This is a genomic window from Cyclonatronum sp. (assembly GCF_022565315.1).
In the GTDB taxonomy this organism is placed as follows: domain Bacteria; phylum Bacteroidota; class Rhodothermia; order Balneolales; family Cyclonatronaceae; genus Cyclonatronum.
In genome coordinates, this window is record NZ_JAIUMX010000103.1 from 1 (window position 1) to 13,205 (window position 13,205).

Consider the following 13,205-nt stretch of genomic DNA (forward strand, 5'->3'; position numbering starts at 1 on the left):
ACCAACACGAATCGCATCAATCTACTCATCAACAACTATCACAATATTATGGAAGCTTTATTTTTCGGATTTCTTTCTGGTCTCGAAGCAAGCTGGCCCGTATGGACCGCCGCGGCAGCCGCCGTGCTGATCCTTGGCTTTACCGGTGCACCTCTGATGCTCTGGCTGCTCGGAACTGGCTTGCTGATGTGGGGCTATGCAGCCCCGACCTGGGCCTGGATTACGCTGGGCGTAATTGCGCTCTTTTTTGCCGTGAAGCCGGTTCGACGTGCAACGCTCTCAAACGGCATCATGAAGGCCATGAAAGCCTTCAATTTTCTGCCCGTAATTTCGCAGACCGAGCAGACCGCCATCGATGCAGGCACGGTATGGATCGACGGGGAGCTTTTTTCCGGCAAGCCCGATTTCAACCGGATTCTAAATGAATCCTACCCCGAGCTGAACGAGCGCGAGCAGGCCTTCCTGGATGATCAGGTTGAAAAGCTCTGCGCCATGACCAACGACTGGGAGGTTTTCCAAAACCGCGATCTTCCGCCCGATGTTTGGGAGTACATGCTGAAAGAGAAGTTCTTCGGCCTTATCATTCCGCAGGAATATGGCGGACTTGGTTTTTCTGCTCTTGCCAACAGTGCAATTGTTTCCAAACTTACGACCCGCTGCGGTCCGCTGGCCACAACCGTGATGGTACCCAACTCGCTGGGCCCGGCTGAACTTCTGATCCATTACGGTACGCAGGAGCAGAAAGACTACTACCTGCCGCGTCTCGCCGTTGGTCAGGAAATTCCCTGTTTCGCATTAACCGAGCCTAATGCGGGCTCTGATGCAGGCGGCATAAGCTCGAACGGCGTCGTTTTTAAGGGAGACGACGGCAAACTTTATCTGCGTCTGAATTGGGAAAAACGCTACATCACATTAGCTGCGATCTCAACAGTGCTGGGCCTTGCATTTAAACTTCGCGATCCTGAAAATCTGCTTGGAAAAGGTAAAGATCTTGGTATCACCTGTGCGCTTATCCCGACGGATTCCGGCGGAATTAAGCTTGGTGAGCGTCATGATCCTCTTGGTGTACCGTTCTACAATTGCCCGACCTCAGGGAAGGATGTAATCGTACCGGTAAGCGCCATTATCGGAGGTACCGATGGTGCCGGACTTGGCTGGAAGATGCTCATGGAGTGTCTGGCTGCCGGACGCGGTATTTCACTTCCGGCATCAAGTGCCGGCGGTATGAAAGCCATGCTGCGCGTTTCTGGTGCCTATGCCGCGGTTCGTAAGCAGTTCGGTCTGCCGATTGGTAAGTTTGAAGGCATCGAAGAGCCTGTCAGCCGCATTGCGGGGTACAGCTACATTTTTGAAGCAGCCCGCCGGTTTACCTGCGGCGCGCTTATGGATGGTGCCAAGCCTGCGGTGGTAACTGCTATAGCCAAATACAGCTTCACTGAATCTTTCAGGGAAGTGGTTAACGATACGATGGATGTGTTAGGTGGTGCGGCCATCTCCAAAGGCCCGAAAAACATGGTTGCCCATGCCTACTATTCTGTTCCGGTTTCCATCACGGTTGAAGGTGCCAATATTCTCACCCGTACCCTGATGATTTTTGGTCAGGGCGCCATCCGCTGCCATCCGTATGCGCTTAAGGAAATTCAGGCGCTCACCAATAATGATCTCAAAGCTTTTGATGATGCTTTCTGGAAACACATCGGTCATGTGGGGCACAATTTCTTCCGCTCGGTGCTGCTTAGCCTTACCCGCGGCCGCCTCGCCGGTTCGCCGGTTAACGGTGTGGCCGCGCCCTACTACCGCAAGATGTCTTGGGCATCTGCCACCTTTGCCTTCATCGCGGATATCGCAATGGGTTCACTGGGCGGCGCGCTCAAAGTGCGCGAAAAACTCACCGGCCGTTTTGCTGACGTGCTGATCTGGATGTACCTCGGTACCTCCGTTCTTCGCCGGTTCGAAGCGGAAGGCCGCCGCAAAGAAGACGAAGCCTTCCTTCATTACGCCATGCAGCTGAGCTTTGCCAATATTCAGAAAGCTTTCGAAGGCATCTTCCGTCATCTTGATGTGCCTGGTCTTGGCTGGCTCTTCAAAGGCCCGGTTGCCCTGTGGGCGCGTACCAACACGCTAAGCACAGGCCCAAGCGATGATACTGCACAGCGCCTTGCCAAAGCCGTTCAGGTGCCGGGTCAGCAGCGCGACCGCTTCACCGAAGGCATGTTTATGCCAAAGCCGGAAGCCGATCCGCTTGCACAGCTTGAGCGCGCCTTCCGCCTCTCGGTTCAGTCAGAGGAAGTTGCCCGTAAAATCAAGGATGCCATCCGCAAGAAAACCCTGCCCCGCATCAAGCCGGCTTTGCTCCTCGATCAGGCACTTGAGAAAGCCGTCATCACACAGGCTGATTATGACCTTGTGATGCTTGCTGAAAAAGAAAGGGCCGAGGCCATCCGCGTCGATTCCTTCACCCTCGAAGAGTACAAGCTAACGGCGCATATCCCGCAGCCAACCCTGAATGTTCGGAATGGCAAAGGAAACGCAAATGGCCTGAAAGATTTTCAGCAGGTGCTTAATTAATTAGCTTTTTTGCTGATTATCAGTTAAAAAACAAATACGTAGTGGTTAAGGTTGAGCCGGGTTCGGAAGTGCATCACTTTCGGGCCCGGCTTTTTTTAATCCCGCAATACAGAATCGGCGGTATCGGTCTCATTTCACCGCATTCAACAAAACGGCCTTTTCCCGGATCATTTCCAAAAAGGTTGGATTGGTTTTGGTAACATCATCATAAACCACATCAATTTTCTGATCACCGATTCCTTTCTTCACACGAACCAGAAAGCTGATTTTGTTATCAAGCGTGAAGGCAGACTTTTCGGGTTCCGGAAGTTGCAGCAACAGATCAATATCACCGCCTTTCTGACTCAGATCGGCACGGGAGCCAAAAAGGAGTACCGAAACTGAATCCCCAAAAACGGTCTTTGCAGCCTGATTGATGGTCGCAATCTCTTCCTCAGAGAGCCTTACAGGCTTGCCGGTGGTTGGGGGCTTGTATTCCATCCTCTTAAATTTAGTTCGTTTTTAATATGGTTATATACAGAGATCAAAACCTCTGAGTCTTCCCAAACTTTATTTAGTGCGATAGCAGTTTCATTAATCGTTGACGGGTAATCATTCGAAATTATATTTCGGGTTTCCCGCAAAGAGCGCCATAAGTCTGCACTCTTAATAAAACCTAACTTCTCAAGTCTGTTTAAGGTATCGGTCATTGTATAACCGGTTGTAACTTCGTCCAAACATTGAAGGGTAAGCGGAAATAATGAACCCCCCATTTTGTCCTGTAGCTTGCTAAAACGGAATACAAGTTGGTCGGTATAAGTTAAGTAGCTTTTCTTATTGAAGGATATAAGCTCGGGTGAAAAGGGATACATTGGGCTAAGGTTCTCTCTTGCAAAGGAAATAGTCAATGCGTGTGAATCACACTGATAAATCACACCCAAAAGTTTGCTTTGTAACTCTTCCTTAATCATAGATCACTTTCTCTCAAATAATGGGTTTAAGTAATTTATGATTATTGATTTAAATGAAAGCTATAACATGCTGCCATTAAGAGCATCATCAAAATCCGAAACTTAACGTCAGCCCGTGAAACAGCTGCATGCTGCCATCAGGCAGAGCCGTGAGGAAGGTGTCTGGCATGGCGCTCAGGCGGTTTAGCCGGGCAGAGGAATTCCATAAAAGCCAGGCATCGAAGGCCATCAGGAATGCGCCCTGCACCATCACGGCACTGCCAAACTGCCGTACCCGGCTGCTGCTGCCCAGATAGTTCATGGTAAAACCCGTTGCAATGTAGCCGGCATTAAGTCCTGAGTTTACGGCCAGAATCCTGTTGAAGAGCATTTCATCGCGCATCACCGTCTCAAAGCTTACGCCCGCGGTGTATGTGTCGGTGCCTGCAAGGGCAAAAGCTGCGATGCCCGCATTTACCAGGCCCCAGCCGGCTGTCATGAGTCCAAAATCACGCAGGCCTTCGCTGCTGAAAGCAAGGGCGCTGCCGCCGAGTAGGTTTGCGCTGCCCCAGCCCAGCAGTATGAGCATGGCAAGGCGCTCCTGCCGGAGCCTTTCGTTGCCGGGCTTCAGCCAGTCATTTCCGGTTGTAACAGTTAACGAATGGATGGCGGGCATGTCGCGGGCTGAATCACCCCCGTTTTGACTGAAAGCGGTACGGGCATCTGTTGCAATAAAAAACAGAAAAAGCAGCATCAGTACTGCCGGATGGTATAGGAAAGTGGACTTTTGGGCGGATGGAACCATGGTAAAAATCGTTTGGTAAATGGAGCGTAACACAGTCTTCAATCTAACGTTTGTGCAGGGAATTCCCTCAAATAGGTGTATTTTACAAACTGTTCGTCAATAATTGCCCTAAATCTGCTAAGCCGGATTTGACCGAACAATGCCGGTTCATGTGCCGGCTTTGGTTACGCCTTTAATGAGCGGAATATCAATATCATCAATAATCATTATAACCAATACTCTTTCATTCCTATGAAACAGCTTATGCTTATGCTTACAGTTGTTCTGCTGTTTGTTTCCGGATTTCAGCCGGTGCAGGCGCAGAGCCTCGAAGCTTTCGAACAGCGGGTTACCGAGTTCACCCTCGATAACGGCCTGCATTTTATCATCATTCAGCGGGATGTTGCTCCGGTGGCATCTTTTGTCACTTTTGGCAACATCGGCTCAGTTGACGAGCCTGTCGGGCAGACGGGCATCACACATATTTTTGAGCACATGGCTTTCAAAGGCACGCACACCATTGGCACAACCGATATAGAAGCGGAAATGCCCCTCATTATGGCGATGGATGATGCCTACCGCGCCTGGCACCGCGAGCACACAAGCCGACAGCCGGATGAGGTGCGTGTTGCCGAGTTATGGGCTGAGTTTGAGCGCCTGCGCGATGAAGCTCAGCAATTTGTGGTCAACAACGAGTTTTCAACCATCATCGACCGGGAAGGCGCTGTTGGCATGAATGCTTTCGTAAGTGCCGATGCCACCGGCTATTTCTACAGCCTGCCCCAAAACCGTGCCGAGCTTTGGTTTAAGCTGGAAGCGGATCGTTTTATGAACCCTGTGATGCGCGAATTTTATCAGGAGAAGGATGTGATCTGGGAAGAGCGCCGCGACCGAACCGATAACAACCCGACAGGCCGTCTTGTTGAGGAGTTTTTGTCGGTTGCATTTTCGGCGCACCCGTACCGTAACCCGCCGATTGGCTGGCCTTCTGATATCGACGCGGTTACCATCCGTGAAACCCTCGCTTTCTATGAAGCCTACTTTATCCCGCAAAACCTCACCATGGCCATTGCCGGGGATGTGGATCCTGCCGAGATGCGCCGCCTTGCCGAAAAATACTTTGGGAGCTGGCCTGCACGCGAAGACTCCCCCCGTGTGGTAACCGTTGAGCCACCTCAGCGGGGCGAGCGCCGGCTTACGATTGAAGATCAAAGCCAGCCCGTTATGCTAATTGGCTATAAAAGTGTAGATGAGCAGCATCCTGATTTTGCGCCACTAAGCATGCTCGCTTCTATCATGTTTGACGGCCGCACTTCCCGTTTAAATCGCAGTCTTGTAGTTGAAGAGCAGCTGGCCCTGCAGGTACAGGGTTTCAATGGTTTCCCGGGTACCCGTTTCCCGGGCCTTTTCCTGATGATCGGGGTGCCCAATGCAGGTGTTGAAACCGCTGAAATAGAACAGCGCATCTATGAAGAAATTGAGCGCATTAAAAACGAAGGCGTCACCGAGACCGAGCTTGAACGGGTTCGCACTCAGGCGCGCGCATCTACCATTCGCGGCCTAACGAGTAATATGAATATCGCGCTTTCCTTTGCCCAAACCCATGCCCGTACCGGCGATTGGCGCAATACCTTCCGCGATATCGACCGCCTTTCTGAAGTTACTGTAGAAGATATTCAGCGTGTTGCGCAGCAATACCTCGTTCCGCAGTCCCGCACGGTCGGCAAAATCGTGAATTCCGATACGCCCGTTGCAACCCAATCTGATAACTGAAATTAAGCCAAACCCATGAGAAACAATTTTAAAAGCCTGTTCCTGTTCCTGTTTCTGTTTGCGGCTGCTGTTCTTGCTACAGCTTGTGCAGGACCTTCACAAACAGCGTATGAGCCGCAATTCAGGTTTATTGACCGTCCGGAAACCCTTGTTTTTCCGGAGCTGAATCCTATTGTTGTACCGGAAGTACACACCTTTGAGTTTAACGGCATCACTTTTTATCTCGTTGAAGATAATGAGGTGCCACTCATCAGCCTGAGCGCCATAATCCGCGCTGGTTCGTGGATGGAGCCTAACGATAAAGTCGGCCTTGCAAGCATTACGGGCGAGGTGATGCGTACCGGCGGTACAGTAAACATCCCCGGTGATGAACTCAATGAACTGCTTGAGGGCCGGGCAGCTTCCATCGAAACTTCTTTTGGCCTGAGTTCAGGCAGTGCAGGCATGAGCGTGCTCCGTGAAGATTTCGAGGAATTACTTCCCATATTCATTGAAGTACTTACACAGCCGGCTTTCCCGCAGGATAAACTGGATCTGGCACTCACGCAGCGCCGCAGCATTATCGGCCGCCGGAACGATCAGCCGTCAGGCATTGCAGCACGTGAGTTCCGTCATCTTATCTATGGAAAAAACAGCGTGTTCAGCAGCGTACAGGAGTATGATGACCTGAACAACATTTCCCTTGCGGATCTGGCTGACTTCCACAGCCGCGCAGTGAATGCAAATAATCTGTTAATCGGAATTTCCGGTGATTTTTCTGTTGATGAAATTCGTCCGGTGCTCGAGCGCTATTTTGCCGCAGTTGAGCAGGGTACGCCAAACGAATTGGATTTCCCTGCTGTGAATTACACGGAGGGGCCGTCTATCAACTTCATCCCAAGAACGGATATGAATCAGGCAATAATCCGGATGGGCCATATAGGCGGTTTTCGTGATAACCCGGATTATGCCGCGCTTCAGGTGATGAACCAAATGCTGAGTGGTGGGTTTTCCGGTCGTTTGATGCAGGAGGTGCGTACGCGTCAGGGGCTGGCCTACTCCGTAAGCGGCTCTTTCGGCAGCGGCACCCTGTTCCAGGGGCAGTTCTTTGCCGGGCTGAGTACCGCGAGTGAAACGACCGGCCGCGCCATCAACGCGACCATCAATGAAATCCGACGCCTGCAGGATGAGCCTGTAACACAGGAAGAACTCGATGAAACCCGCGACCGCTTCCTGAATTCGCTTGCGTTTCGCTATTCCAGCCGGGCTGCAGCGCTCAGTGAGCGCATCAACAACGCTTACATAGGCCTGCCTTTCGATGCCTTCGAGCAGTACGTAGAGCAGGTGCGCCTTGTAACCCCTGAAGATATTCAGCGCGTTGCGCGTGAGTATCTGAGGCCTGAAGCCCTGCACATTCTCGTAGTGGGTAACCCGAATGAAATCGGGGATCAGCTTGAGCGTTTCGGAGAAGTGCGCGAAATCGACATCACCATACCGCGCCCGGGCGCTTCTGAACCGCGGCCTGTTGCCTCGGGTGATGCGCAGGCCGGTCGCGAGTGGGCGGGCCGCATGGCCAGCGCCGTGCTCGGCGGCTCCGCCATCGAAACGCTGAAATACGAAGGCAGCTTCGCCTCAAGTCAGCTCCCGCCGGGCATAACCATCGATGTGAATGTGAACTACAACTTCGCCGAAAACAGCGTTGTTCAGGTGCTCAACACGCCAATGGGTACTCAAACCATCGGATTTGCCAACGGTGCAGCGTATGTCGAAGCCATGGGGCAGCGGCAGAATCTGCCTGCTGAGGCCGCTGCTTCTTACCGCCGCATGCTCGAGCTTCACTATGTTACCCTCGCCCTTAAAGCCATGCACGGTACCCTTGCCGTTGAATACACCGGCACTGAAACTCATGAAGGCCGCGAGTTTGCCGTCCTTTACCTGTCCGGCTCCGAATCGACCCTCAAACTTGATGCTGAAACATCCCTGCCGGTTCAGCTCAGCTACATGGAGTTTGTGCCGCAGCTTGGTGCCGAGGCTGAAATGGTGATGCGCTTCGAAAACTGGACGAGCGGCAGTGGCATTCAGGCCGCTCTTATGCAGCGCCAGCTGATGAACGGCGATGAAGTGAGTACATACACCTTCCGCACTCATACCGCCGAATAGGTTTAGTCTAAGAATAAATCTTTACAAAGGCCGCATCTTCACGGATGTGGCCTTTCTTTTTGTTATTTTTTAAGTTAGGAGAAATTTCACTGATGGTCCGGGAATTCAGAGTGAGCTTTTTGTAGCTGTATGAAAATTATGTTCCTTATATTTAAAGGAGTTTATATAAATAAATATCCTTAAGGTCTGCTTTTGGTGCCCAAGCACTGTAATCAGTTAAAAAATTTGAGGTTGTGCGGATGAAACGTGAATCAATCGCGACCAAAAACCTGTTGGTCCTGATTTTATCTTTTTTGCCGTTTATTGCCGGAATTGGCTATTCGGTACTGAACAGCCCGGAGCGATCTTATTTCAGCGAAGCCATCAATATGGCGGGCTCTCAGCGTATGCGCACCATGCTTATTGCAAATTATGCACAACAGCTCAATGCAGCAGCAACCGGTTTAAATTCAAAAGAAGCACAGCAGGAAATCTCAGCCGTACTGTCGGATGAAATTGACATCTACCGTCGTTTTGCTGCTGCCCTGCGCTATGGCGATGAAAGCTTGGGTCTGATTCCTAATCATGTGCCTGAAATCCGGGATGAACTTATACGAATTGATCAGGAAATTGAGGCCTATATCCGAAACGGTCTGCTGTTATTGCAAAATCCGGCTGAAACTGATTATGTGAGGGATATCATCGCATCAGCTATGAATCTGAAAGATGAGTTTCACCTAATTACGGCGCTTTTTCAGCAGGGCAATGATACGATGATTGAACGGCAGCGGCGTATCGATCTTGGTCTTATCAGCTTTGCTTTTTTTATTACCATTTTAGGCGTTGTGCTTACCCGTAAGATTAAAAAACAGGAAGAGAACCTGCTCATTGCAAGTGAGGAGGCATTGGCTGCGAATGAGGCTAAATCGCTTTTCCTGGCAAACATGAGTCACGAAATCCGCACTCCCCTGAACGGCGTAATTGGCTTTACTGAGCTGCTGAGCGATACGGAGCTTTCGCCGGTGCAGAAGCAGTATGTTGAAAGTGCGAATGTTTCCGGGCATATATTATTAGGTATCATCAACGATATTCTTGATTTTTCTAAAATTGAGGCTGGCATGATGAGCCTCGATGTGGTAAAAACCGACCTCATCGAACTCGCAGAAAGCAGTGTTGAGATAATCCGTTTTTCGGCTGACAAGAAAAAACTTGAAGTTTTGCTAAATTTTGGTGGTGATATACCCCGCTATGCATGGATCGATCCGGTGCGACTTAAACAAATTCTTGCTAATCTGCTCGGTAATGCAGTTAAATTTACAGAGGAGGGAGAGGTCGAACTTCGTGTGAGTTTTGAAAAGTATGATGAAGAAAGAAGTAAACTCAGATTTGACGTGAGAGATACGGGTACCGGAATTACCGAAGAAGACCAAAAGAAACTTTTCAAAGCCTTTTCACAGGGCGATCCTTCAACAACCCGTAAGTATGGGGGCACCGGTCTGGGCCTGATTATCTCTCAGATGATTGCTGAAAAAATGGGAAGCAGCATTATGCTTAGCAGTACAGCAGGCAAAGGAAGTGTTTTTTCCTTTGAACTGCTTACCAGAACTGAACAGGGAGCTACGCCTGAAAAAAAAGACTTCAGCCATATCCGTTCTGTTTTAGTGGCAGATGATAATTTCAATAACAGGAGTATTTTAGATGCCATGCTCTGGGCTAAAAAAATAACCCCGGTCGTTTGTGCGTCTGGCACGGAAGCAATCAGGCTGCTAAAATCAGGAAATAAGTTTGATGTGTTTTTGTGCGATTATCATATGCCGGAGTTCGACGGGCTGCAAACCATTCAGCTTATCCGCGAAGAATTTGGTAACACACTTCCTGTCATATTGCTTCATTCATCCTCTGATGAAGTACATATCAGTAAATTCTGTAAAGATTATCATGTGGCGGGCAGGTTAACCAAGCCGGTTAAATCCAAGGATCTTTTTGAACGGATGCTGGCCATCTTGCCGGGTACCCTTCCCGGTACAGAGAAAGTGGAAACCGCTGAGTTGAAGCCTTTTGTCTCCAAAGGTTCAGCTGTTGAGGGAACAGTTCTGATTGCTGAAGATAATATGATGAATATGCGCATGATTACCGCCACAATGAGGCGGTTTTTTCCGAATATCCGGGTTATTGAAGCCGTTAACGGAGCGCAGGCGGTTCAGCTCACAGAAAAGCTCAATCCGGATTTAATTTTGATGGATATTCAAATGCCGGAAATTGACGGAAATGAGGCCGCAAAAATTATCCGGCGTAACGAATCTGAAAAGGGCAGGGTTAACGGCGTACCCATTGTTGCCCTTACCGCCGGGGCGTTAAAAGAAGATCAGACCAAAGCAGTTGAAGCAGGAATGGACGCTTTTCTAACTAAACCGGTTGATACAAACAAGCTTTGTTTTGTTATTGGCAGCTTCCTTTTTCCGGAAGAAGCAATGTAACAGTCAATAATGCCGCGTTTAGGGAATATCCATCATTGTTCCGTAAAGCGGTTTTTGAAATATATAAAAAAGGGTTTCCGCCAACGAATGGCTGAAACCCTTTTTGATTTTGTTGAACTGAACTGAACTGAACTGTTATGCAGTGATAAAGGCTTAGCGCGGACGCGGCCCCGGAGGTGCGTATTTTTCAACCCATTCCCGCACCTGATGGTACCAGTAAATGGAGTTGTTTGGCCGCAGAATCCAGTGGTTTTCGTTGGGGAAGTAAATCAGGCGGGAATCTACACCGCGGCTTTGCAGGGTGCGGAACAGCTCGAAGATCTGCCCGACCGGCACCCGGAGGTCGTCCTGACCGTGGGTGAGCAGGGCAGGGGTGTTGAAGTTTCCGGCGAAGTAGTGCGGGGAGATGGCCTCATAAATGGTACGGCCATCGAAATGAGAGCCGTCATCTTCCCAGTAATTTCCGAAGCGGGTTGAGTGAACGGCGAAATCGGCAGCCATTTGCGAGTAGAGGTTGTAAACCGGCGCGTGGATGAGCAGGGCGTTGAACGGGTGCTCTTTGCCTAACAGGATGCTCGAGAGGTAGCCACCGTAGCTTGCACCGCCGGCAAACATGCGGTCACTATCGATCCAGTCTTTTTCCATGAACCACTCTGCGGCACGGATGGTGTCTTCGTAGGGCTTGGTGATCCAGTCGGGGTTGATGGCATCAGTGAAATCCTGACCGAAACCGTCGGAGCCGTGGAAGTTGTGCCAGGCCGTAACGTAGCCCCAGGAGGCAAAGGTCTGCGCGTTCCAGCGGAAGTGGAAGCCGTCGGTGATGGCACTGTGCGGACCGCCGTGGATGAGCAGAAACAGCGGATATTTTTTGCTTGAATCGAAGCCGGCCGGGTAATGAACCCACATTTGGATCTCTTTTCCGTCAGCGCCGGTGTAGGTAACTGACTCGTAAGTGCCGAGATCAACTTCGGCCATGATGTCGTCGTTGAGGGTGTCGATTCGTTTGCTGCTGCGCTCAGGGATGTCGAGGATGTGCAGCTGCGGCGGGTGCAGGAAGCTGTGGTTGAGAGCCACAACGGTGCCGTTCAGGGCTACATCGAGAGAGGGATAATCGGTTGCGCCGGTTACGGGCAGCGGCTCAACGCCTGGTACGATGTGGAAGCGGAAGATGCGGCGGGTGCCGGCATCAGACACGGAGCCGAACAGGCTTTCGTTGTTCGCATCCCAAACGACTGAGCCGACCGAGCGGTCCCAGTTTTCGGTCTGATTTCGGATCGCGCCGGTCTCGACCGTGTAGATCATCAGGTCGTTGGTGTCGGCGTAAAAGCCGGGGATGCGGTTCCGGGTGAAGGCGAGCAGCCGGCCGTTTCGGCTGAACCTCGGGTTGCCGTCAACGCCGATGTTATCAGGGGTGATGTTGACTGCTTCTATGCTGCCGGGGGCAACGCGGAACAGGTCAATTTTGGGATTGAGGTCGTCGCGGTTGGCATCGCTCATGAACACTACGAGCGACTCATCGGGGCTCACATCGTAGCTCGAAGCACCCGAAGAGGAGCGCGGCAGTTCACGGCCGGTTGGCAGGGTGATGTTGAGGGTTTCGCCGCCGGTATGATGGATGCGAAACAGATGCGATTGCCGCTCTTCATTTAGGAAACGATCGAAGGATGCGAAGGGCAGGCGGTTCCAGGTGAGGCCGCTCATGTGTGAGGCGCGGTCGGCGGCGAGGCGCTCAGCCATTTCACTCCAGCTCATGCCGGGGAAAATGCTCGAAATAAAGTACAGGTGCTCGCCCACCCACTTGATGCCGGTAACGCCGGTCGGGATTTCCGTGAGGCGGATGGCTTCGCCCGGCTCACTGATAGGCAGGATGTAAATCTGTGAGGCTTCATCGCCATCGCGGCGGCTTACGAAGGCCAGGTGATTCCCGTCGGGGCTGAAAGCCGGCTGACCGTCGGCTGAGCCGTGCCGGGTGAGGGGCCGCTCCACGCTGCCATCGGCGGTGTACAGCCAGAGGTCGGTATGAGAGCGGTCGTCGCTTACGGTGTAGCGGGTAACAGGGGCCACAATCCAGCGGCCATCGGGTGAGATTACGGGGTTTCCGATGCGTTTCATTTCCCACATGCGCTCAACGGTAAGGGCGCGGGAGTCGTCGGCCTGCCAGGCCGGCGGATGCGCCTCGAGCTGTGCCGTGCTGCTGCAGCCCAGGGCAAGCGGCAAAAGGGTTATCAGCAATAGTGCAGTAAAGTAGCGTTTCATTTGGTTGGATCTGTGATTAGGGTTAGGAGGATGTCATCCGATAAAATAAAAAACAACCATCAGACCAGAAGGGCGGGCTGATGGTTGTTTCAGTTTTGCGAAATCAGTCAGATTTCATCTGAACATTCCGGTACAAAATACAGGAACGCCAAAAATAATGTCTTAATCGACTGATTTAATTTACCGGTGTAGGGTCGAGGCCGCGGCGGCGAAGCAGCGCATCTACGGTGGGGTCCTGCCCTCGAAAATCGCGGTATAGCTCCATCGGATCCCGACTGCCGCCGCTGGAGAGTACGGTGC

At 51.4% G+C, this 13,205-nt stretch carries 8 protein-coding genes; 4 read left to right on the forward strand and 4 right to left on the reverse strand.

All coding sequences use genetic code 11. The annotated features are described in order from the left end of the window. Positions 1-48: 48 nt before the first annotated feature. Positions 49-2,568 (forward strand): acyl-CoA dehydrogenase, encoded by a 2,520-nt coding sequence (locus LAT75_RS12890; RefSeq protein WP_291483085.1) that lies wholly within the window; start codon positions 49-51, stop codon positions 2,566-2,568. Between the two features lie 129 nt (positions 2,569-2,697). Here LAT75_RS12890 and LAT75_RS12895 read toward each other — a convergent pair whose 3' ends face one another. From LAT75_RS12895 to LAT75_RS12905, 3 genes are all read right to left on the reverse strand, one after another. Further along, complete coding sequence (locus LAT75_RS12895) at positions 2,698-3,048, reverse strand: nucleotidyltransferase domain-containing protein (protein ID WP_291483086.1); 351 nt, start codon at positions 3,046-3,048, stop codon at positions 2,698-2,700. Further along, positions 3,012-3,518, reverse strand: a complete 507-nt coding sequence (locus LAT75_RS12900) for a hypothetical protein (RefSeq protein ID WP_291483087.1) — start codon at positions 3,516-3,518, stop codon at positions 3,012-3,014. The genes LAT75_RS12895 and LAT75_RS12900 overlap by 37 nt, the downstream gene beginning before the upstream one ends. 88 nt (positions 3,519-3,606) lie before the next feature. Next, positions 3,607-4,302, reverse strand: coding sequence for a hypothetical protein (locus LAT75_RS12905; RefSeq protein ID WP_291483088.1), 696 nt, complete (start codon positions 4,300-4,302; stop codon positions 3,607-3,609). Between the two features lie 249 nt (positions 4,303-4,551). Here LAT75_RS12905 and LAT75_RS12910 point away from each other — a divergent pair, with 249 nt between their 5' ends. The 3 genes from LAT75_RS12910 to LAT75_RS12920 all read left to right on the forward strand — a co-directional run bounded on the left by LAT75_RS12910 (position 4,552) and on the right by LAT75_RS12920 (position 10,649). Further along, positions 4,552-6,054 carry a pitrilysin family protein gene (locus LAT75_RS12910; RefSeq protein WP_291483089.1) on the forward strand — a complete coding sequence of 501 codons (1,503 nt, stop codon included), beginning with the start codon at positions 4,552-4,554 and terminating at the stop codon, positions 6,052-6,054. Positions 6,055-6,069: 15 nt separating this feature from the next. Then, entirely contained in the window at positions 6,070-8,193 is a 2,124-nt protein-coding gene (locus LAT75_RS12915; RefSeq protein WP_291483090.1) for a pitrilysin family protein, read from the forward strand. 239 nt (positions 8,194-8,432) lie between these two features. Then, on the forward strand, positions 8,433-10,649 hold the full coding sequence (locus LAT75_RS12920) for a response regulator (RefSeq protein WP_291483091.1): 2,217 nt from the start codon (positions 8,433-8,435) through the stop codon (positions 10,647-10,649). Between the two features lie 153 nt (positions 10,650-10,802). Here the strand turns inward: LAT75_RS12920 and LAT75_RS12925 are convergent, their stop codons facing one another. After that, positions 10,803-12,905 carry a S9 family peptidase gene (locus tag LAT75_RS12925; RefSeq protein ID WP_291483092.1) on the reverse strand — a complete coding sequence of 701 codons (2,103 nt, stop codon included), beginning with the start codon at positions 12,903-12,905 and terminating at the stop codon, positions 10,803-10,805. Positions 12,906-13,205: the final 300 nt, after the last annotated feature.